The organism is Amycolatopsis sp. NPDC000009 (assembly GCF_055563465.1).
Map to the genome: position 1 here is coordinate 79236 of NZ_JBVHDI010000002.1, position 21263 is coordinate 100498.

22 protein-coding genes are annotated in these 21263 nt (G+C 68.3%); 8 read left to right on the forward strand and 14 right to left on the reverse strand.

The genetic code is table 11. The features are described 5' to 3' along the window. Positions 1-23: 23 nt before the first annotated feature. Entirely contained in the window at positions 24-1253 is a 1230-nt protein-coding gene (locus tag ACZ3HL_RS06370; protein WP_465410545.1) for a DUF445 domain-containing protein, read from the reverse strand. Positions 1254-1376: 123 nt separating this feature from the next. Here ACZ3HL_RS06370 and ACZ3HL_RS06375 point away from each other — a divergent pair, with 123 nt between their 5' ends. Further along, positions 1377-2345: a coiled-coil domain-containing protein gene (locus tag ACZ3HL_RS06375; RefSeq protein WP_465529230.1), complete on the forward strand. Its 969-nt coding sequence runs from the start codon at positions 1377-1379 to the stop codon at positions 2343-2345. A 4-nt stretch (positions 2346-2349) separates the two neighbouring features. Here the strand turns inward: ACZ3HL_RS06375 and ACZ3HL_RS06380 are convergent, their stop codons facing one another. From ACZ3HL_RS06380 to ACZ3HL_RS06395, 4 genes are all read right to left on the reverse strand, one after another. Beyond that, entirely contained in the window at positions 2350-3789 is a 1440-nt protein-coding gene (locus ACZ3HL_RS06380; RefSeq protein ID WP_465529232.1) for an FGGY-family carbohydrate kinase, read from the reverse strand. Next, a complete protein-coding gene (locus ACZ3HL_RS06385) occupies positions 3786-5120 on the reverse strand; it encodes an MFS transporter (protein ID WP_465529234.1) in 1335 nt (444 codons plus the stop codon). Before ACZ3HL_RS06385 ends, ACZ3HL_RS06380 begins: the two co-directional genes overlap by 4 nt. 535 nt (positions 5121-5655) lie before the next feature. Continuing rightward, positions 5656-6450, reverse strand: a complete 795-nt coding sequence (locus ACZ3HL_RS06390; RefSeq protein ID WP_126730204.1) for a DeoR/GlpR family DNA-binding transcription regulator — start codon at positions 6448-6450, stop codon at positions 5656-5658. 5 nt (positions 6451-6455) lie between these two features. Further along, positions 6456-7073 carry a histidine phosphatase family protein gene (locus tag ACZ3HL_RS06395; RefSeq protein ID WP_465529236.1) on the reverse strand — a complete coding sequence of 206 codons (618 nt, stop codon included), beginning with the start codon at positions 7071-7073 and terminating at the stop codon, positions 6456-6458. A gap of 77 nt (positions 7074-7150) precedes the next feature. Here ACZ3HL_RS06395 and ACZ3HL_RS06400 point away from each other — a divergent pair, with 77 nt between their 5' ends. From ACZ3HL_RS06400 to ACZ3HL_RS06425, 6 genes are all read left to right on the forward strand, one after another. After that, positions 7151-7837 (forward strand): HAD family hydrolase, encoded by a 687-nt coding sequence (locus ACZ3HL_RS06400; protein ID WP_465529238.1) that lies wholly within the window; start codon positions 7151-7153, stop codon positions 7835-7837. Continuing rightward, complete coding sequence (locus ACZ3HL_RS06405; protein WP_465529240.1) at positions 7834-9519, forward strand: dihydroxyacetone kinase family protein; 1686 nt, start codon at positions 7834-7836, stop codon at positions 9517-9519. Before ACZ3HL_RS06400 ends, ACZ3HL_RS06405 begins: the two co-directional genes overlap by 4 nt. Continuing rightward, positions 9519-9974, forward strand: a complete 456-nt coding sequence (locus ACZ3HL_RS06410) for a ribose-5-phosphate isomerase (RefSeq protein WP_465529242.1) — start codon at positions 9519-9521, stop codon at positions 9972-9974. Before ACZ3HL_RS06405 ends, ACZ3HL_RS06410 begins: the two co-directional genes overlap by 1 nt. A 96-nt stretch (positions 9975-10070) precedes the next feature. Next, positions 10071-11105 (forward strand): 2-hydroxyacid dehydrogenase, encoded by a 1035-nt coding sequence (locus tag ACZ3HL_RS06415; protein WP_465529244.1) that lies wholly within the window; start codon positions 10071-10073, stop codon positions 11103-11105. Continuing rightward, positions 11102-12550, forward strand: coding sequence for an FGGY family carbohydrate kinase (locus tag ACZ3HL_RS06420; RefSeq protein ID WP_465529246.1), 1449 nt, complete (start codon positions 11102-11104; stop codon positions 12548-12550). Before ACZ3HL_RS06415 ends, ACZ3HL_RS06420 begins: the two co-directional genes overlap by 4 nt. A 2-nt stretch (positions 12551-12552) precedes the next feature. Beyond that, entirely contained in the window at positions 12553-13203 is a 651-nt protein-coding gene (locus ACZ3HL_RS06425) for a class II aldolase/adducin family protein (RefSeq protein WP_465411200.1), read from the forward strand. A gap of 75 nt (positions 13204-13278) precedes the next feature. Here the strand turns inward: ACZ3HL_RS06425 and ACZ3HL_RS06430 are convergent, their stop codons facing one another. The 5 genes from ACZ3HL_RS06430 to ACZ3HL_RS06450 form a co-directional block, all read right to left on the reverse strand. Beyond that, positions 13279-13971 carry an HD domain-containing protein gene (locus tag ACZ3HL_RS06430; RefSeq protein WP_465529248.1) on the reverse strand — a complete coding sequence of 231 codons (693 nt, stop codon included), beginning with the start codon at positions 13969-13971 and terminating at the stop codon, positions 13279-13281. 66 nt (positions 13972-14037) lie between these two features. Next, a complete protein-coding gene (locus ACZ3HL_RS06435; protein WP_465410566.1) occupies positions 14038-14676 on the reverse strand; it encodes a hypothetical protein in 639 nt (212 codons plus the stop codon). A 40-nt stretch (positions 14677-14716) separates the two neighbouring features. Further along, positions 14717-15763 carry a hypothetical protein gene (locus ACZ3HL_RS06440; protein WP_465529995.1) on the reverse strand — a complete coding sequence of 349 codons (1047 nt, stop codon included), beginning with the start codon at positions 15761-15763 and terminating at the stop codon, positions 14717-14719. A 149-nt stretch (positions 15764-15912) separates the two neighbouring features. Beyond that, positions 15913-16518 (reverse strand): transglutaminase domain-containing protein, encoded by a 606-nt coding sequence (locus ACZ3HL_RS06445; RefSeq protein WP_465529250.1) that lies wholly within the window; start codon positions 16516-16518, stop codon positions 15913-15915. Beyond that, positions 16515-17075 (reverse strand): TetR/AcrR family transcriptional regulator, encoded by a 561-nt coding sequence (locus tag ACZ3HL_RS06450; RefSeq protein WP_465410568.1) that lies wholly within the window; start codon positions 17073-17075, stop codon positions 16515-16517. Before ACZ3HL_RS06450 ends, ACZ3HL_RS06445 begins: the two co-directional genes overlap by 4 nt. 87 nt (positions 17076-17162) lie before the next feature. Between ACZ3HL_RS06450 and ACZ3HL_RS06455 the strand changes: the two genes are divergently transcribed. After that, positions 17163-17882, forward strand: coding sequence for an alpha/beta fold hydrolase (locus ACZ3HL_RS06455; RefSeq protein WP_465410570.1), 720 nt, complete (start codon positions 17163-17165; stop codon positions 17880-17882). Here ACZ3HL_RS06455 and ACZ3HL_RS06460 read toward each other — a convergent pair. The 4 genes from ACZ3HL_RS06460 to rlmB all read right to left on the reverse strand — a co-directional run bounded on the left by ACZ3HL_RS06460 (position 17810) and on the right by rlmB (position 21244). Next, positions 17810-18289: a hypothetical protein gene (locus ACZ3HL_RS06460; protein ID WP_465529252.1), complete on the reverse strand. Its 480-nt coding sequence runs from the start codon at positions 18287-18289 to the stop codon at positions 17810-17812. The two genes, ACZ3HL_RS06455 and ACZ3HL_RS06460, sit on opposite strands and share 73 nt — an antisense overlap. 9 nt (positions 18290-18298) lie before the next feature. After that, a complete protein-coding gene (locus ACZ3HL_RS06465) occupies positions 18299-18649 on the reverse strand; it encodes a hypothetical protein (protein WP_465410574.1) in 351 nt (116 codons plus the stop codon). Between the two features lie 12 nt (positions 18650-18661). Continuing rightward, positions 18662-20095: an MBOAT family O-acyltransferase gene (locus ACZ3HL_RS06470; protein ID WP_465529254.1), complete on the reverse strand. Its 1434-nt coding sequence runs from the start codon at positions 20093-20095 to the stop codon at positions 18662-18664. Between the two features lie 192 nt (positions 20096-20287). Further along, positions 20288-21244 carry a 23S rRNA (guanosine(2251)-2'-O)-methyltransferase RlmB gene (gene rlmB, locus ACZ3HL_RS06475; RefSeq protein ID WP_037335364.1) on the reverse strand — a complete coding sequence of 319 codons (957 nt, stop codon included), beginning with the start codon at positions 21242-21244 and terminating at the stop codon, positions 20288-20290. Positions 21245-21263: the final 19 nt, after the last annotated feature.

Genomic DNA, 21263 nt, shown 5'->3' on the forward strand with positions numbered 1-21263 from the left:
AAGGGCAACCTAGCCGCCTGTCTTCAATGGAGGAGTAACAGGACCTGAAGTTCACCCACGAGCCCGCCGATCACCGCGCCGACCGCGATCAGCTTCCATTCGTCCTGCTGGAAGGCCGGACGGAGGATCCCCTCGAACTCGAGCGGGGTCAGTTGCCGCATCTTCGTGACGATGGTGTTGCGGACGTCGAGCGCGTCAGTGGCGTAGCTCTCCACGTGTTTCACCGTTTCGGGGAGATACGCGATGGCCTTCTCCGCCGCGGCCTTCTTCATCTCCTGGTACTGGACCCCGCCGACGGTCAGCGCCACCAACGGTTTCGCGATGCTCGCCTGCGTGTCGATGGTGCGCTGCACCTCGCGGGTGATCATCGCGAACAGTTTGTCCGACTTGGGCCCGGTGAGCACGGCCTCCAGCACGTTCCGCACGGTGAGCACCTCGTCCGCGATCAGCGCGCCGTAATCCTGGGCGACCGCCTGGCGGCGTTTCTGGAACATGCCCTGCCAGCTGAAGAACAGGAACCGGCGCGGCTCGCGCGGGTAGAAGATCATCTTCAGGGCCAGCCAGTCCGTGACGAAGCCGGTGACGAAACCGAAGATCGGCATGATCAGCGGCTGTTTCGTCAACGCCCACGCGACGAACTGGATCAGGCCGATGACGAAGCCGAACCAGATGCCGGAGCGGGCGATGAACCGGAGCTCCGGGGTCGCGACCTCCTTGATCAGGCGGCAGGTCAGCGATTTGTCGCGGACCATCGCGTTGATCAGCATCTCGTTGACGTCGAGGACCTCGTCGATGTTCGTCGACACCTCGCGCATCAGCCTCGCGACGACCTTCGGTGCCTGAGCCCGGACCTGGTCGACCAGCATCCGCTGCGCCCGGGTCGGCAGCAGTTCCCACAATCTGGGCTGATACTGCTCCATCACCTCGCGGGTGACGTCCTCGACGGCCTTGAGGAGCGGCTCCTCGAGTTCCTTGACCACCTCCTCGGGATCGAGCCGGGAGAAGATCTCCTGCGGATCGACGAGGTTCTTGGTCAGCAGGTCGACGGCGGTGGTCGCCATCCGGCGCGAGTTGGCCGGGATGACCCCCTGCCAGCCGAGGAAGGGTTTGATCCCGACGAACTCCAGCGGCCGGAACATCATCTCGATCGCGACGCGTTTCGTGATGTACCCGATGAGCGCGGCGATGAAGGGCATCGTGGCGTAGACGTGCCAATGCTCGCGGATGTCTTCGAGGATCGCCGAGATGTCCAACCGGGCCTCCCCTGCTTACGAGCTGTCAACAAAGCAGGATGCCATGTGATCGCTCTGCCGTACGCCGAGTGCAGCCGTTTGGCGGTACTGCCCCACGGGCCCCTGCTCATTAAGGTGGCCGCCATGGTCGCTCCTGAGAAGACGGCGCCTCAGGCGCCCTCAGCGAAATCGTCCCAGTTCGCGGGCGCTGTCCGCGGTTACGACAAGCGTCAGGTCGACGAGCGTCTCGCCGAGCTGGCGGCCGAAATCACACAGGCCTCACGCAGCCGCGACGAGGCCGTGGCGACCGCCGGTGAGCTCACCAAGGCGCTCGGCCACGCCCAGAAGGAACTGGACGAGACCAAGGCCGCCCTCGTGCGGATGAGTTCGAGCCCGTCCGGCGCCGGCGCGATGGCCGAACGCGTCCGCATGATGATGCAGCTCGCCGAGGAGGAGATCGCCGACCTCAAGGCCGCCGCCGAAGCCGACGCCAAGTCGACTCGGACCGAAGCGGACAAGTACGCCCACGAGACGCAGCGTGCGAGTGACAAGGCGGCCAAGGACGCGCAGGCGGAGCGGGAGAAGCTGCTCGCGGACGCCAAGGCCGAGATCGAACGGCTGAACTCCGAGGCGGCGCAGAAGCGCAAGGAACTGGACATGGAGAGCGTCCGGGCCCGCGCCGCGGCGGACAAGAAGGCCGAGGAGGCATCGGCCGCTCGTCGCGCGGAGGCGGAGAAGGCGTCCGCGGACAAGATCGCGGAAGCCGACCGGGTGTCCGCGGCCAAACGTGCCGAAGCCGAACGGATCTCGGCGGAGAAGATCGCCAAGGCGGAGAAGTCTTCGGCGGAGGACATCGCCGCGAAACAGGAGCAGGTCGCGGAAGCCCTCGCCGACGCGAAGACCCAACAGGCCGAAGCTCAGCAGGCGAGGAAGCTCGCGCTGGAACTCCGGTCGAAGGTCGCCGACCGGCTTTCCGCCACGGACGTCGCCGTCCAGGAGGCCATCCGGCTGCTGGCTCCCGCCCCCGAGAACGCTGCTGCCGCCGAGGCGCCCAAGCCCGAGTCCGCACCGAAGCCGGCCCCCAACAAGACCAACGGCCCACGCCCTTCCTGATCTCTCACCGCTGAGCGACGGCGAACAGCTCGTCGTCGATCCAGCCCCTGGTGTGCAGCTCGGTGCAGAACCGCCGGTACGACTCGGCGAGCGCGGCGCTTTCGCGCTCGTCGGGTTCGACCAGCACACCCTGACCGAGCCCTGCGGACGCCTCGGTGAGCCCGCCCGGCAGGACTCCCGCCGCGGCGAGCAGCGCGGCGCCGTATCCCGTTTCGGCCTGTGGTGACACCCGCAGGCCGAGACCGGTGACGGTCGCCCGGATCCGAGTCCACAATGGACTTTTGCTGCCGCCGCCCGCCGCCAGCAGCGGATCGGTGATCGTGACGCCGAGGCGGCGGAGATGATCCAACGCCAGCCGCTCGAGGAAGGCGACCCCCTCCAGCCGGGCCCGGTGCAGCTCGACCTCGTCGGCTTCGCCGGACACGAAGCCTTCGGCGTCCGCGCTGGCGAACGGGAAGCGTTCGCCCTTGCGTCGCAACGGATACGCGACCACCTTCGCCGGGCCCAGCGCGGCCGCCGCCGCGTCGAGTTCGGGAAGGTGTTCCTGCCCGGCGACGGCCTCGCCGCCGGTGTTCGACGCGCCGCCCGGGAGCCACCAGCCGTCCGGATGACGGTGGCTGTACATCGCCCCCGTCGGATCCGGGACCAGTTCTTCGGTGACTCCCTTGAGCACGTAGGTCGTGCCGAGGATGCCGACGAAACTCCCAGGGGTCACCGCTCCGGCCGCGAGCTGACCCGCGCAACCGTCGGTCATCCCGGCCACGACCTGGCAGCCTGCCGGGAGCCCGGCGACCGGACGGGCCACCTCGCCCAGCACGGTGGCCGGCGCGACCACCGAGGGAAGCAGGCTCTCCGGCACTCCCAAGGCATCGAACACCTCGCCCGGCCATTCACGGGCGAGCGGGTCGTAGCCGCTCTTCAACGCGTGCGACCAGTCGGCCGCCACCGGCCCGCCGGTGAGTTCGGTGGCGATCAGGTCCGGTGTGTGCCGGATCCCGGCGAGGCCGGGGACGTGCTCGGCCAGCCAGGCGATGCGGCCGAGCGCGGCCGTGGCGGACACACCGAAACCGAGCCGCCGCCAACGATCCGCGCCGAGTTCGGTGGCCTCGCGGTTGAGCTCCGCGCCGCGCCTGTCGTCGTACATCAGCGCGGACGTGACCGGCTCGCCCGAGGCGTCGACCCCGACGATCGTCCCCGACGTCGCGGCGACGGACACCGCGGCGACCTCGCCGCCCCTGCCCGGCAGCTCGCCGGTGACCTCCGCCAGCACCGTCTTCACCGCGGGCCACCAGGACCGGGCGTCCTGCTCGCTGCGCCCGCGGCCGTCGCGGACCGGTGCGGGCAGCGGCGCGGCGGCCGAAGCGAGGACGGTGCCGCCGCGTACCGCGAGGGCGCGGACCCCCGCGGTGGCGACGTCGATGCCGATCGTGACGGGTTGGTTCACGTGGTGACGACCTTCTCTCCGACTTCTTGCAGACTCTTGTCCTCTTCGATCGCCTTCGCCGTCTCATCGGGCAATTTGAGGTAGCGCACCATGACCGCCGCGACCAGGTACAGCGCGGCGAAGACGATCACCACTCCGGCCGCGCCCAGCGGGCCGAGGAACAGGCTGACGATCGCCGGCCCGACGAACGCCGCCGCACCCGCGCCGAGGTTCAGCAGCGCCATCGCACCGCCCTTGTTCTCCGGGGCGAGCGATGGGAGCAGCGCCGAGATCGGCACGAACCCGGCGAGCGTCGCGCCGTACAGCGCGCCGACGAGCAGCGCGAGCCAGTAGTACTCGGCACCCATGGCGATCGGGACGAAGTACAGCAACAGGATCGAGATCGCGCAGCCGATCGCGCCGAACCAGAAGATCGTCGTGCGCCAGCCGATCCGGTCGCTCAGCACGCCGAAGATCAGGTTGAAGAAGATGTTCGTGCCGTAGATGACCGAGACCAGGAGTAGCCAGCGGCTCTCCCCGAACCCGATGTCCTCGATGAAGATCGTCGGGAAGAACACCAGCATCCCGAACTCGGGCGCGGTGTTGATGACGCGGACGAGCATCCCGACGCCGACGCGGGGCTTCTTCCACGCGATCGACACGCTGGACACCAGGCTCTGCACCGGTTTCACGTCCGGTGGCGCGAGCCTCGTGTACCCCGTCCGCTGCCGGACCCCGAAGATCGCCAGCACCCCGCCGAGCGCCAGCAGCGCCACCGACAACCAGAGCGTGCCGTACTGGCCCAGCACCGGATTCGTGAAGCTCGCGACCAGCGCGCCCAGCGTCGGCAACCCGCCGGTGAAGGCGAAGTAGAACCAGCCGACGGCCGCGCCGAGCCTGGCGACCGGCGCCACCGCGGTGATCCAGACCAGGAAACCGAACGCGAACATCGGATAGCCGAAACCGCGGAGACCGTAGAACACCAGCATCAACGGGTAGCTCTCACCGGAGACCGCGACCGCGAGGAACAGCACGTCGAACACCAGCCAGATGGCCAGGCCGATCATCATCACGCGCCGCGGCCCCCACAGATCCGACAGCGCGCCCGACAACCACGACGCCAGCATCACGGCGACGCCGTACACGGTGATCACGTACGAGGCCTTGATCTCGGTGCCCGCGCCGTTGTCCGCCATGAACGGCGCGATGAAGCCCGACTCGACCCCGTCGCCGATCATGAACAACAGCAGCCCGGCGTAGCCGAGGAACAGCGGGGCGGGCAGGCCCCAGCGGTTCAGTACACGAGCGAACCCGCCCTCGGGTCGCGATAACGGCGATGTTACCTGGTTCATGCACGCCTCCATGACGTCGTGTTCAGCGTATCATGGATCGTGTTAACTTAACTTTCAAGATGTTACATCGGTGGATTTTCGTGTTAGCCTCGCGCGCCCGGGCGGGCTGGGTGCCTTCACGTATCGCGGCCGGTCTGTAGGCGAGCGCTGTCAAAAGATGCTGGTCAAGATGGTCGCGAGCGGCGATTCGGGTTCCATTTAAGGGCAGGTCAAACGTGCGTGATCCTGTCGCGCAGGCCGACTTCGCGATGAGGGGCCGCCCTGGGTGGCACCTACTCCGATGGAGAGTTTGTGCCCGACTGATGTCGTAATGTCTGGTTCTCGCGGGGGTCGTGAGTGGTAAAGAGGGTTAGAACGATCATCGCCACTCACGACCCCGGGGCAAAGCGCTCAAATCGGGCAGCGAGGGGGCTGGGTGTCCCTTGTGGACGGCGCGGTCACGACCAGCCCGGCTGGTCGCCCCCCGGCAGGCAGCGGCCATCCGCCGCCCCGGCCTCGCGCGCCCGGGTGGACTTCAGATGCCTCGCCGGAGCCTTCAGAGCTCCGCGATGTCCACTTCCACCTGGCTTCGCATCTCCTCGGCCAGATGCTCTTCCACCCCGTCGTCGACGATCAGCACGTCGAAGTCGCTCAACGGCGCCAGCCGGTGCAGTGCCGCGCGTTCGGTCTTGCTGTGGTCCATCAGCAGCACCTTCGTCCGGGCGCTGGCCAGCATCGCGCGTTTCAGCATCACGATCTCCGGCTCCTGGTGGAACGTCATCCGGGTGTTCATCGCCGAGGTCGAGACGAAGGTCGCGTCGACGTTGATGCGCTCGATCGCCTCCAGGCTCTGCATGCCGAGGAACGAGTCGTGGGTCGCCGAATAGTCGCCGCCGATGCAGATGAGCCGCAGGTCGGGGACCCCTTTGAGCAGTTCGATGGCGCCGAGGTAGTTCGTCGCGACGGTCAGCGGGGTCACCCGGTGCAGCATCTTCGCCAGCGCGAGCGCGCTCGTGGAGTCGTCGAGCAGGATCGACATCCCCGGTTCGACGCGGGCGAGCGCGTGCGCGGCGATGGCCATCTTCTCCTCCGAATGCACGTTCATCCGGTAGTCGGCGTTGCTTTCGAAGACCGTCGACGGCATGGCCGAAACGCCACCCCGGTACTTCCGGAGCAGACCGCGCCGCGCCAGTTCGTCGACGTCACGGTGCACCGTCATGGTGCTGACACCGGTGAGTTCCACCAGTTCGGCGATGCTCGCGGAGCCGGTCGTGAAGACGTGTTCGGTGATCAGCTGCTGACGCGTGTTACGAGAGTGTGCGCTCGCACCGGCCGTCTTCTCATCGCTCATACCGTTCAGTATCGCGTGTGCGCCGGCTGGTTGAGGCGCAGCAGGCCGGTGCGCGTGCCGTCGATCGCGATCTCGGTGACGGCCGCGTTGTCCAGCCGCGGGAACACCGTGCGGTAGGTCTCGAGCGGGATGCCGAGCAATGCGCACAGGGTCAGCCTGATCAGCGTGTTGTGCGCGACGACCAGCACCGTCTCGCCCGGGACCTCGGCGGCGATCCCGCGCAAAGCCGCGGCGCCGCGGGCGGCCGCTTCCCCCGGTGGCTCCGAGCCGGGGAAGGCGCCGGTCACGGGATCGGCCAGAAACCGCGCGACCGCTTCGGGATCCGATGCCGCCAGCTCGTTTCGGGTGCGCCCTTCCATCAGTCCGAAGTGGACTTCACGCAGGCCGTCGACCACTCGCAAGGGCAGGCCCAGCGCCGTGGCCGAAGGCTCCGCCGTGCGACGGGCCCGGCTCTGCGGTGAGCAGAAGACGGCCGACGGCTCGACCGCGGCGGCGAAGCCGGCGAGCTCGTCCGCCTGTCGCAGCCCTTCCTCGGTCAGCGCGACGTCGCTGCTGCCCGCGTACCGGTTCTCGGCGTGCCATTCGGTCTGGCCGTGCCGTGCCAATAACAACCGTGCGACCACGGGATCCCTCCTCAGGGCTTGTCCAGATCACATCATCGATGTTAACTTAACAGCATCGATGTGAAAGGAGATGCCGGATGGCACTCGCCGCGGTGGTGTTCGACCTGGACGGTGTCCTCGTCGACAGTGAACACCTTTGGGAGGAGAACTGGGTGGCGTACGCCGCCCGGCACCACACCGGATGGACGGCTGAGGACACCGCGTCCGTGCAGGGGATGAGCGCGCCCGAATGGGCCGCGTACCTCGCGAAGCGGTCCGGCACACCGGAAAGCGCGGCCGAGGTCGAGCGGGCCGTGGTGGACGGCATGATCGCCGCGATCGAGGCGGGGGAGGCGCCCTTGCTGCCGGGCGCCGGTGAGATGGTCCGCGAAGTGAGCGCCAAGGTGCCGGTCGCGCTGGCGTCGTCGGCCGCCCGCCGGGTGATCGACGCGGTACTCGGCAAGCACGGGCTCACCGGTGAGTTCTCGGCGACCGTGTCCAGTGCCGAGGTCGCCAGGGGCAAGCCGAGTCCGGACGTCTACCTCGAAGCCGCGGCCAGGCTCGGCCGGTCGGGTGAGGAATGCCTGGGCGTCGAAGACTCCAGCAACGGCATCCGTGCCGCCGCCGCGGCCGGGCTCACCGTGATCGCGTTGCCGAACCCGGTGTACCCGCCGAAGCCGGACGCGCTGGAGCTGGCCGCCGAGGTCGCGGAGAACAACGACGACGTGCGGCGCAAGCTGCTCGCGTACCTGTCCGGCGAACTCGTGGAAGCGAGCGGGCGATGACGGTCCTGGGTACCGCGGAGACGTTCAAACGCGACTGGCTGGACGGGTTCGTCACCGCCTACGGGCGTTCGGTGCGCAAGGTGCCCGATGCCTACGGCGTGCTGCGCCGGGAGGATTCCGCGCCCAAGGTCGCGGTGGTGATCGGCGGCGGCTGCGGGCACTACCCCGCGTTCGCCGGGCTGGTCGGTCCCGGGCTCGCCGATGGCGCCGTGGTGGGCGACGTGTTCACCAGCCCGAGCGCCGAGCAGGTCTATCGCACGGCACGGGCCGCGGAGAGCGGTGCCGGTGTGCTCTTCGGCTACGGCAACTACCAGGGCGACGTCCTGCATTTCGGGCTCGCCGCGCGCAGGCTGGCCGCCGAGGGCGTCGAGAGCCGGACGATCCTGGTCACCGACGACATCGCCAGCGGTCCCGCCGACGCGCCGGAGAGGCGGCGCGGTGTCGCGGGCGACTTCCTGGTCTTCAAGATCGCGGGTGCCGCCGCCGAGCGCGGTGACGATCTGGCCGCCGTGCACGCGGTGGCGGAGAAGGCGAACGCGAACACCCGGACCTTCGGTGTCGCGTTCGGCGGATGCACCCTGCCCGGCGCTTCCGCCCCGCTGTTCACCGTGGGCGAGAGCGAGATGGAGCTGGGGCTCGGCATCCACGGCGAGCCCGGCGTGCGCACGGTCGGCAGGCTGAGCGCGCGGGAGCTGGCCGACGAACTGGTCGATGGTCTCCTCCCGGAACTGCCCGCCGGTGACGGCCGGGTGGTGGTCCTGCTGAACGGGCTGGGCCGCACCAAGTACGAGGAGATGTTCGCGACCTACACCCGCGTGCACGAACGGCTCGCCGCGGCGGGGCTCGGCCCGCTGCACACCGAGGTCGGCGAATTCGTCACGTCGCTCGACATGGCCGGTGTCTCGCTGTCGATCCTGGTCCTCGACGACGAACTCGCCGAGCTCTACGCGGCTCCTTGCGACACCCCGGGCTACCGGAGTACCGGTGCCGCGCTGGCACCGGTGCCACTGGAGTCCACAGTGGACTCGCTGCTGGCCGAGACCGCGCCGGGCGAGGGCATCGTGGACCGGGCATTGACGGCGGCCCTGCACGACATCGAGGTCAACGAGGCCGAACTCGGCAGGTTGGACGCGGTCGCCGCCGACGGCGACCACGGGCTGGGCATGACCAGGGGAATGCGGGCCGCGGTGGCCGCCGCGCGGCGCGACGAAGACTCGCTGTCCACCGCGCTCCTGGCCGCCGGGACGGCGTTCGCCGACGCGGCGGGCGGTGCGTCCGGCGCGCTGTACGGGGTCCTGCTCGCCGAGACCGGAGCGGGGCTGCGGGGTCTGGCGGGCGACGAGGTCACCACGGAAGCTCTCGCGGGCGCAGTGGACGGCGCCGTGAAGGCGTTCGTCGAACTGGGCAAGGCCGAGCCCGGCGAAAAGACCATGCTCGACGCCATCGAGCCGTTCAGGCTGGCGTTGCGCGAACAGGCCGAAGCGGGCGCCGACGTCCCGCAGGCCTGGCAGAAGGCGGCCCAGGTCGCGGTGAGCGCGGCCGAGGCCACGGCGGACCTGCTGCCCGCAAAGGGACGGGCGGCGCGGTTGGCGAAGCGGAGCAAGGGGCACCCCGATCCCGGGGCCACTTCGTTCGCGTTGCTCGTCACCGCGGTCGGCCAGGCTCTGGGAAAGGAAGACTGATGCGGATCGTGGTGGCGGCGGACAACGCCGGGGTCGCCCTCAAGGATCAGCTGCGTGACCTGCTCCTCGCCGATGACCGCGTGGACGAGGTCACCGATCTCGGCGTGGCCGACGGCTCCGACGACAAGGCGTACCCACTGCTCGGCCTCGCGGCGGCGGAGACGATCGCGCGAGGCGAGGCGGATCGTGGGGTGCTGGTCTGCGGGACCGGGATCGGCATGGCCATCTCGGCGAACAAGGTGCCCGGGGTGCGGGCCACGGTCGCGCACGACTCGTACTCCGCCGAACGTTCGGTCAAGTCGAACGACTGCCAGGTGATCACCTTCGGCGCCCGGGCGATCGGTCCAGAGCTGGCGAAGAAGATCGTCGCCGAGTGGGTCGGCTACCGCTTCGACCCGGCCTCGGCCAGCGCGGGCAAGGTCGCGCACATCACCGAATACGAGCGAGCCCACTGAATCGGCCGTCGAGGCCGAGCGGCGTCGATTGCGGTAGCGGGTTCATCGACAGACACTGAGAACTGCCCAATACGGGCACGGAGAGAGGACGCAGAGTTGCGGATACTCGCTGCGGGAGACCATTTCGTCGGCACCGGCCTGCTGGCCGACGCCGTCCGTGCCGAGATCGGCGCCGGGCACGACATCTCGGAACTGACCCTGCCGTGGCCGGTGGAGCCGTTCGGCCCGGTCGCGAACGTGCACGAGGCGAGCGGCACCGAGGAGCAGGTGATCGAGGCACTGGTGGGAGCCGAGGTCGCGGTGACCCAGATGGCGCCCTTCACCAAACAGGTGTTCACCGCCGTGCCGGAGCTCAAGCTCGTGTCGGTGTGCCGGGGAGGCCCGGTCAACGTGGACCTCGCGGCGGCCACCGAGGCGGGTGTCGCGGTGACGTACGCGCCCGGCCGCAACGCCGGCGCCGCCGCCGAGTTCGCGGTGGGGATGATCCTGGCCGCGATGCGCCGGATCTCGACGTCCTCGGCCGAACTGCTGGGCGGCACCTGGCGCGGCGACTACTACGCCTACGACCAGGCCGGTCTCGAACTCGACGGGACCACCGTCGGCCTGGTCGGGTACGGCGCGATCGGCGCGCGGGTGGCCAAGGTGCTCGTCGCGTTCGGCGCGACGGTGCTGGTCTCGGATCCGTTCGCCGACCCCGCCAAGATCGCCGCCGACGGCGCGGAGCTCGTCGAGCTGGACGATCTGCTGCGCCGCAGCTTCGTGGTGAGCTTGCACGCCCGGCTCACGGAGGAGACCCGGCATCTGATCGACGCCGCCAAACTCGCCTTGCTGCCGGAAGGCGCCGTTCTGGTCAACACCGCGCGCGGTGGCCTGCTGGACTACTCCCCGCTGCCGGAAGCCCTGCGTTCGGGGCGGCTCGGCGCGCTCGCGCTCGACGTGTACGACGTCGAGCCTCCGCCCGCGGACTGGGCACTGCGGGACGCGCCGAACGTGATCGCGACGCCGCACCTCGCCGGAGCCAGCAGGCAGACGGCGGAGCGGGCGGCGGACATCGTCGCCGCCGAGGTCGGCCGGTACGTCCGCGGGGAAGCGCTCGCGAACCTGGCGAACCCCGAGGTCCTGCGGCCATGATCATCGGCGTCGACATCGGCACGTCACTGACGAAGGCGGTCGTCTTCGACAAGGCCGGGATGTCCGTGGTCAGCGCGTGCACCACCTCCGAGGTGCACCATCTGCCTGGCGGGCTGGTCGAACAGGATCTCGACCAGGTGCTCGGCACCGTGGCGACGGTGGTACGCGAGGTCGCCGCCGGGCTCGACGGCCCGGTCACCGCGCTGGCCCTCACCGGCCAGGGCGACGGATTGTGGCTGCGCGACGAAAGCGGCGAGGCAGTGCGCCCGGCGATCTCCTGGCTCGACGGCCGGGCGAACTCGTTGCTCGCCCAATGGCAGGCCGACGGAGTGACCAGGGAAGTGTTCCGCCGCACCGCGTCGGGAATGTTCCCGGGCTGCGCCGCGGCGATCATGTCCTTTTTGGACAAGCATGAACCGGAGTCGCTGGACAGGGCGGCGGTGGCGGGCTACTGCGTCGACGCGGTGCTTCAGCGCTTGACCGGCGAGATCACCGTCGACGCCTCGGATGCTTCGCTGCCGTTCCTCGATCCGGCCACCCGGCGCTACGACGAAGGCGCCATCGAGGCCGTCGGGCTCTCCCATCGCCGGAGCCTTTTCGTGGAGCCCGCCGCGCCGAAGACCGTCTTCCGGTTGGACGAGCGTGGAGCGGCGCTGCTCAGCCTTCCCGTCGGGTTACCGGTCACCGCGGGCCCGTTCGACCTGCCCGCGAGCGCCATCGGCGCCGGTGTGCGACGGCCGGGCGACGGCATCCTCACGGCGGGCACCACACTCGCGTGTCAGGTCCTGACGGATTCGGCGGGGTTCGATCCGGAGGGCGAGCCGGCGGGCATGTTCCTCTGCACGCCGGAAGAAGGGGAGTTCCTGCGGGCGATGCCTGCGATGGTCGGCACCGCGGGCATCGACTGGGTGTGCCGGCTGTTCGGCATCGCGGTCGAGGAGATCGGCCCGCTGCTCGACGCGAGCCGGCCCGGCGCGGGTGGTGTTCGCGCGCTGCCGTTCCTCTCCGCCTCGGGCGAGCGAGCGCCGTTCGTCGACGCTTCCGCGAGGGCGCAGTTCTCCGGGCTGAGCCTGGAAAGCGAACGCGGCGACATCGTCCGGGCGCTGTGCGAGTCGATCGCTTACGCGGCAAGGCATTGCTTCGACGCCGCCGGGCTCACCGGCACGTTGTACGCCTGCGGCGGCGGGGTTCGCTCGCTCGAGTGGACCCGCATCTTCGCCGACGTTCTCGGCCGGCCCATCGTGATCCCCGGCGATCCCGGGGTCGGCGCGCGGGGTGCGGTGATCGTCGCGGCCGACGCCCTCGGTGAACCGGTCGACAGGGAGCTCTGGGCGGAAAGCGCACGCGTCGTCGAGGTCCGGCCCGGGAACGTAGAGTTCTACGAGCAGGGCTACGCCGACTATCAGGCCTCATTGGCCGCGGCCCGCGGACTATGGAGGTTGTGACGGTGATCCTGGCCAAAGAACGCCTGGCGGTCTGCGAATTCGCCCGTCGGATGACCACCGACGGACTCGTGGTCGGCACCTCCGGGAACGTCTCCGCGAGGCAGGGCGACCTCATCGCGGTGACCCCGACGGGAGTCGACTACGCCGGGCTGCGGCCGGAAGACGTGCCGGTCGTCGGCCTCGACGGGGAAATCGTCGAAGGTTCGCTCAAGCCGACGAGCGAACTCCCGATGCACCTCACCGTGTACCGGCAGGCGGCGGATCCGGACGGCAAACCGGTGTCCGCCGTGGTGCACACGCATTCCGTGCACGCCACAGCGGTCTCGACCCTCGTCACCGAGGTGCCGCCGATCCACTACATGCTCGCCGCGATCGGCCCGACGGCCCGCGTCGCGGCCTACGCGACGTACGGTACCGAAGAGCTCGCCAAAGTGATGCTGGAAGCGCTGGAGGGCCGCCGTGGCTGCCTGCTGGCGAACCACGGCACCATCACCTTCGGCGACAGCCTCGGCTCCGCGTACAGCCGGGCGCAGCAGCTCGAGTGGGTCTGCCAGGTGTGGCTGACGGCCCGGGCGGCGGGAACACCGAACCTGCTCCCGCCCGCCGAGATCGAGCACGTGGTGGAGAAACTCCGCGGCTACGGTCAGCGCTGACGCCACGCGTGTCACGCCTCTGATCACGCGAAGTCCGCCGTTCGTCGGGTGACGAGCCGACGGCGAACGAGATCACTAGGAAGCAGCGGGCTCGGCTTCGAAATCCGAGGCGTCCACGGCGTGTACCGCGTCGAGGAGTTCGACCACCGTCGGATCGTCGACGGCTTCCTTGATGCACTGCCACAACTGAAGATTCGCCAACGCCCAACGGGAGTAGTTCTCCGCCGCCTTGGGGTTGTAGAAGTAGTAACCACTGTCGTGGACATCGCGTTGTTCGCCGACGATCTTGTGCGCCAGTTCACGGAGGCTCAACCCGTTCTCCCGCAGATAGCGGTGGGCGAGTACGACGGGCGTCACCGGCAGCGCCTTGAACAGCGTGTCGGCGTCGCTCAGCGCTTGAGCCTCGAGCGAGATGTGACGGCCTCTGGTGGCCATCTCGGCTTCGTCGACGATCTCGTCGATCCACTCGGCAACGGTTTCCTCGACACCGCATTCCCGCAGGATGCCCATCCGGAGGTCCCGCCCGGCGGCCGCGGGGGAGTTCCGGTGCACGATGTAGTTCACGTCGTGCACCAGTGCCGCCACCTCGACGACGGCGCGATCCGCACCGTTGTGTTCGGCGAACCCCGCGGCTTTGGCCCGGACGAAACTCACGTGGTGCCAGCCGTGGAACTGCAGTTTGTCCGCATAAAGCCAGCACAGCCGCCGGACGTGGCGTTCGACGGCTTCGATGGTCTGGGAAGGAATCGTGCTCTTTCGCGCGCGCATACACCTCTCCGATCCCGTTTACAGACGGGTGGAGTAAGGGTATGCGCCTTCAACGGCGGTGTGTAGTCAGATGCGGCCTGCCAGGTCCCCCAATCGGACCTCGACCGGAACGTGACGATGTCCGATTCCGGTAGTCGGGTCGAAGGAAAGACTGAACTCGCTCACCGGACGTGATTTCACCAGAAACGTCATAGTCCCTTCGGTGGCCTCGGGAATCCGATGGAACTCGTCCGCGTACATGACGCCCGCCGACCCTGTCCGGCACAGGGTGCTACGTCGTAACCGAACCGATGTGATCAAACCGGAAAGTTGATCTCGCAGGGTCGAATACCGCTCGTGGACGTAGTTGCCACGGAGGATCGTGGTGCAGAAGTGATATCTGTGATTGTGCACGGAATCGGCGTACCCCTCACGCCAGTCCGACGGCGCCTTGTACTCGTGCAGCCAGATCGAAAAGGGATCCGTCGGGCAATCGAGCAGGCACCAGGCGAAATGGGTGGTGGTCTCCCGGGACCGCTCGAGCACCGCACTCGCCTCGTCGGGGCTCAGCGAAGCCAAATGCCGCCGGAGGTCGTCGCGCAGCTCTGGTCTCGACGTCCAGTCGCGGAAGATCCCGTCGACGATCTGCCAGTGCTGCGTCAGCGGCAGGTCCGTGGTCCGGAGCAGCGCGGAGAGCTGGGTGAGGGGGGACAAGCGAGTGAGCAACTTCAGCTCCTCAAATCTAGTGCCGTGCGACGCCGAGAGGTCAGGGGTTCAGCTCGGCGATGGTGGTGAACTCCTTCCGGAAGGTGTGGAATTTCCCTTCCAGTTCGAGGAAGTTCTGTTCGGACAGGGGAGAGCCGGTGATCTTTTCGTACAGGGCGAGGAAATCCGCTCTCGTCGTCGTGGTCGAGATGCGGAAGTGCCGTCCGGAGCGGGATTGGGATACACGCAGGAACTCGGAGCGTTCCTTGTTGTACAGGAACGAACCTTCGCTGAACCGCAGCGTGCGCGGATACAACGTGGTCGCGCCGCGGATGTCGCTGTACAAGGTCACCCAAACGCTCTCGTCGAACACTTCGAGCCGGTCCAGTGGCGGATCGGCGACGACGGTGATGTCCACCAGCGAGCACCGGCTGCGCGCCAGGAACAACCCGACGAGGCCGATGCTGATCTCGTCGTCGAGCCGCTTCTGGATCGTCTCGTAGTCCATTCCCGCTTCTTCGCTGCGCAGGAGATAGCGCGCCCTGCCACCGATCGCGCCCTCGTCGCGTGGGTCGGCGATGACCACGCGAAGTTCCCTTTCGGTGCGGGACAACAACAATCGGGCGGCGGCGTGCCTGCCGGAGAACCCGCGGAAGAAGTAGTGCCTGGTCGCGTCGAGGTCTTCGGTCATGACCCGGTTGAACATCGGGTCCGGATCGGTGGTCGCCTCGAAGACGTGGGTGGGGAAGAATTCCTTGTTGAGCGAACGGTATTCGGCGCTGAGCGCTTCCAGCGCCCGGCGGCTCTCCTCGATCACCGGGGTCACCATCGCGCGTTGTGACGCGGTGGCGGTGATCAGGGTCTGGCCGAAGCCGACCACCGCGGAGATCAGGGTGCCGGTGCCCAGTGAGGTGAGCAGCGTCTTGCCGGCGCCGGGATCCATCATGCTGGAGATCCACAGGCTGAGGCCCGCGACGACGACCAGTACGGTGAGCAGCAGACTCGTCCTGGTCCAGAAGATCTCTTGCAACGGGGTACGGCGGAGCCGATCGGCTTCCGCGGGCACGAAGGTCACCTCCTTGATCGGCACTCGAACGGACGAACGCAGTGCGTATCTGTTCGAGTGCGGGGAGTTACTCTACGCGCATCGTGACCAACCCGAAATAAGAAATTCGGGGGAAAGCGACCGGCAACGAATGTGACGCTCGGCTATGCCGGTTTCGCGTCGGAGGTTTCGCCCCAGCACGGAAAAACCACTCACGGAGCGTGCGGAAGGATTCCTTCGTACCACTCGGGACCGGGCTTCGCCGACGACAAGGTTTCGACGACCGCCGAAGACGGTGCGGTGTACACCGTGGGGAAGTCGATCTCGCCCTTGGCCGGGTCCAGTGTCCACGCGAGCCGCTCGTCTTCCGGCAGGCTTGCTTGTATCAAAGGAAAGTGTGCGTCCGCACCGTTTTTGTTGCCTCTGGGGTCGAGCCGGATCCACCGGTCCGAGCTTGCGAGGTACACGCCGTTGAGCCCGTGCAGAACGCCGATCCGCTGATAACAGAACCCGGCTGGGATGCCTTGGCTGCGAAGCAAAGCGGCCAGAAGGTGGGCCTTCGCGTAGCAGAGGCCGACTCCCTCGCGCAGAACCTCGGAGGCCATAAGGGTGACCCGGGAATCGGCGGCGTCCACCGTATGGTCGATCTCGTCGCGCACGAAGTGAAACATCGAACGAATCACGTCGACTTCGGTGCCACCGGCCGGTGACAGTCTGTCAGCCGTTTCGCGGATCAGGGGGTGATCGTGATCGACGATCGCGTCGGCGACGAGATAATCTTCGAGTCGCTCGGATTCGATCTTCAGCGTGATTTTCACGCGGCACCACCCAGTACGGTGTCGACGGCTTCTTCGAGAAATTCCGGGCCGGCTTCGCCGCCGCGCAGCAGCAGCCGGAACCAGATCGCCCCCGCGAGCAGATCCATCACCAGAACCGGATCGACGCCGGCGCGCAGTTCGCCTCTCGCGGTGGCCCGGTCGAAGATGGGCTCTTCGCGGGCCATGCGGTCGGCGAAGAAACTCCGTGACACGTCACCGAGTTCGGGGCGCCGGGGGCCGGCGGTCAAGGCCGCCGTGACGACCGGCGCGGTGCGTTCCGACGTCAGCAGCCGGTGGATTTGCGTTGCCACGGCGAGAAGATCGCCGCGCAGGCTGCCGGTGTCGGGGACATCGACGGCGAACAGGCCCGAATCACGCAGCGCGGCGGCAAGGAGCGCGTCCTTCGACGGCCACCATCGGTACAACGTCGTCTTGTTGACGCCGGACCGGGCGGCGACGGCCTCGATGGCGAGCTTGTCGTAACCGTGCTCGGCCAGCAGCTCGAGGGTGGCGGCGAAGATCGCCTCGGCCTTGCGCGGACCGTTCTGGGTGGTCACCCGGCAACAATACAACGCACCGTTGCGTTGTGAGGCGAGGGCGCGTACTTTGCAACGCAACGGTGCGTTGCATTCAGGAGGTAGTCCATGGTCCCCATCGTCTTCGTCCACGGCATCCGGCTCAGCGGTGCCGCCTGGACAGAGCAACTCGAACTGCTCGGTGAGACCGCGAAAACAGTCGATCTCCCAGGCCACGGCACCCGCCGGGGAGAGCGGTTCACCCTGACCGAGACGGCGGACGTGATCGCCGAAGCCATCGACGAACCCGCACTGGTCGTGGGGCACTCGCTTGGTGGGTACGCCGCGATCGCCGCGGCCGCGCGGTATCCGGAGCGCGTGGCCGGCCTCGTCGTCGCGGACTCGACCCTCCTGCCCGGCCGTGCCCTGGAGACTCCGTTCCGCCTGGCGCACCGGCTGCTGATGTGGCTGCCGGACCAGGGTGAGGGGCTGAGCCGATGGCAGTTCCGAAGCGTCCTGCCGCCGGAACTCGCCGAAGCCGTGATCGGCGGCGGCATCGCGACCGAGGTGATCCCGGACGTCGCCGAGGCCTTCGCGGACTTTGACGTGCTGGCGGAACTCGCGGCCTACCCTGGCCCCACCTGGCTCGTCAACGGCTCACGTGACCACTTCCGCCGCCATGAGCGCCGCTTTCTCGGCGCCTGCGCCGACGGCAGGCTGGTCACTGTCCCGAAGGCCGGGCACTACCTGCCGATGGTGCGCGGCAAGGAGTTCGCTCAGCTCGTGGCCGACGCGGCTCGCAGCCTGTCGATCTCCGCGGTCAGTTCGGAACGCAGCGAATCATGCTGAGGCCCGAGCGAATCGGCCCAGTTCTCCACCGGATGGAGCCAAACCGGCCGTCCGACCAGACCGGCGGGCTCCCAGTCGTAGCGCGGCCAGACGTGCGCGTGCAGGAACGGATCCGTGTTGCCGAGGATCTCCAGGTTCACCCGGCGGAAGGCCGGATCCCTACGCGCGCAGACGTTTTCGACCGCTTCGCCGAGCAACTCCATGTCCGCCAAGAACTCCAGCCGTCGCGGCCGCGGTAGCCCGGTCAGCCTGCCGACAGCGGGGGAATCGGTCAGCAGGACGCAGTAACCCGGCAGGAACTGCGTATCGCCGATCACCGCGAAACTCGCGTCCAGCCGCCGCAGCACCGTCGGGTTCTCCCCGCGCAGCGCCGAACCGATCCGATCCCGCTTCCAGTCGCCGGTCATCCGCCCAAGCTAGCCGACCGGCAGCAGCGAACCCTCCCCGTTGGTCGGGAACTGGGCGGCCAGCCGGACCGGGGCCGCGTGGGGCGCGAGGACGATCGACGCGAACTGGGTCGACGTGTCTCCCGCGCGGCCCGTGTAATTGGTCTGCAGATGCACGCTGACGTGCACGTTCCGGTCCGCGGGGATTTCGAACATGACGGCGCCCCACGAGACCACGTATTGCCTGCCGTCGATGCTCGCGAGAGGCGCGAAGATCTGGGCATGGCGGACGAGCGGAATGTCGACGGTGAGCAGGCGACGCGTGCCCTCGTGGTTGTCGACGTAGGGGATCACTCCGGGCTGGGCGGCCAGATCGGACATTCTCGGGCTCCCTCAGAACTGGTAGTAGAGGAACGGGCTGAACGTCCCGGTCGCGATCAGGATGGCCGCGTACACCAGCCCGACGGTCATCACGCCGATCCGCAGAGCCGTCGCCGCGCGGCTCCGTGAGGACTCCAGCAACGGCCCGGTCACCGGATGGGCGGGCAGGAACACGACCGCCAGCGCGCACAACAGGATGACCAGGCGCTGGTTGGTCACCGCGCTCTCGACGACGTCGGTGAGCCCCGTGAAGTCCGGCAGCACCATGTGCCCGATCATGCCGAGCGCGTGCGGCAGGTCCTTGGCGCGGAAGAACACCCAGCCGAAGATCACGAGCACGAGCGTCAGGGCGCGGCGGCCGATGCGGGCGGCCTGCGATTTGGGGGTGGCGTCGTAGCCGAAAGCGCGTTCCACGATCAGGATCGCGCCGTGGTAGATGCCCCAGATCAGGAACGTCCACTGCGCGCCGTGCCAGAACCCGGTCAGCACGAACACGATGCACAGGTTCCGGTAGGTGTGCCCGGCGCCGGTGCGGTTGCCGCCCAGCGGGATGTAGACGTAGTCGCGGAACCAGCGTGACAGCGACATGTGCCAGCGCCGCCAGAACTCGGTGATCGTCACCGACGAGTACGGTCTCGCGAAGTTCTCCGGGAGCCGGAAGCCGAGCATGCGGCCGAGCCCGATCGCCATGTCGGAGTACCCGGAGAAGTCGAAGAACAGCTGCAGGGTGTACGCGATCGCGCCGAGCCAGGCGATCGCGAAGGTCATCTGATCCGGTGGCGTGTCGAAGCAGGCGTCCACCAGCGGGCTGAGCGAGTCCGCGATGATCGTCTTCTTGCACAGCCCGAGCGCGAACCGCGGGAAACCGGCGGCGATGTCGTCGAGGCGGTGGGACCGCTGCTGCGGCAGCTGGTCGGCGATCTCCCGGAACCGCACGATCGGCCCGGCCACCAGTTGCGGGAACATCGCGATGTACGCGGCGAACGACACCGGATTGCGCAGGGCACGGCGTTCACCGCGGTAGATGTCCACCACGTAGGAGATGTGGTGGAACGTGTAGAACGAGATACCGATCGGGATGACCAGGTCGGCCACTGGGAAACTGCCGCCGAACCAGTGCGTCACGGCCGCGATCTGCTGCGTCGCGAACCCCGCGTACTTCCAGATCAGCAGCATGCCGACGTTGAGGCCGATGACCCCGAGCAGCAGCCGCTTGCGCCGCTTGTTCTGCAGGTCCCACGCGTTCGGCTCCAGCGCGGGCCCGGCCAGGAAGTTGACCACCATGCAGCCGAGCAGCACCAGCGTGTACGGCCCGGCGCCGGTGGCGTAGAAGATCAGGCTGCCGACCGCGACGATGCCGTTCCGCCAGCTGCGTGGGCACACCAGTACGGCGAGCAGGACCGCCGGCATGAAATACCACAGGAACAGCGGTGAAATGAACGACATCGGTGCGGGGTCCCCCAGGGCGGTTACGCATTATCCGCTGGTGACCTTAGCCTGCGTACCTGTTGGCGGAGCCGAAATGGCCTCGGAAAAGTGACCACACGCATGAACCCGCACGGCCGGACGCCCTGCGACGTCGATCGCGGACGCGGGCTCACCGAACGACACAGCCCCGCACCGTGACGAAGTGCGGGGTCAGACCCGTCCCGCGAGGCGTCGGCGGCGCGCCACCTCGGCCAGCAGCACCCCGGCCGCGACCGACGCGTTGAGCGACTCGACGCCCGCCGCCATCGGGATCGACACGGTCGCGTCGCAGGTCTCGCGCACCAGCCGGGACAGGCCGCGACCCTCCGAGCCGAGCACGATGACCAGCGGATCCGCCGCGAGGTCGAGTTCGTCGATGTCGACCGAACCGTCCGCGTCGAGGCCGACGACCATCAGGCCTTCGTCCTTCCACGCCTTCAGTTGACGGGTGAGGTTGGTCGCGACGGCGATCGGCAGCTTGGCCGCGGTGCCGGCGGACGTCCGCCACGCGACCGCGGTCATCCCCGCGCTGCGCCGCTCCGGCAGGAGGACACCCTGCGCGCCGAACGCGGCGGCCGACCGGATCACCGCGCCGAGGTTGCGCGGGTCGGTGACGCCGTCGAGCGCGACGAACAGCGGGGTCTGCCCCGAGTCCTTCGCGACGGCCATCAGGTCGCGCGGGTCGGCGTAGACGAACGGCGGGACCTGCAGGCCGAGGCCCTGGTGCATGGCCCGGTTGGTCTTGCGGTCCAGTTCCTCGCGCGGGATCTCCAGGATCGAGATGCCCTTGTCGCCGGCGAGCCGGACGGCCTCGTTCACGCGATCGTCGATCTCGATGTTGATCGCGACGTACAGCGCGGTGGCCGGCACATCGGCGCGCAGCGCCTCGACCACCGGGTTGCGCCCGGCGATCAGCTCCGGCTTGTCGGCCTTCTTCTGCCGCGCCTGGTCCTTGCGGTCACGCGCGTTGGCCATCCGGTACGCCTTGTGGCCGGGCCGGTCCTCGGCCTTGGGCGTCGGGCCCTTGCCTTCGAGGCCCTTCCGGCGCTGGCCGCCGGAGCCGACGACCTGACCCTTCTTCGTGCCGGGCTTGCGAATAGCGCCCTGGCGCCGGGAGTTGCCTGCCATCAGTGAGAATCCTTGAGCT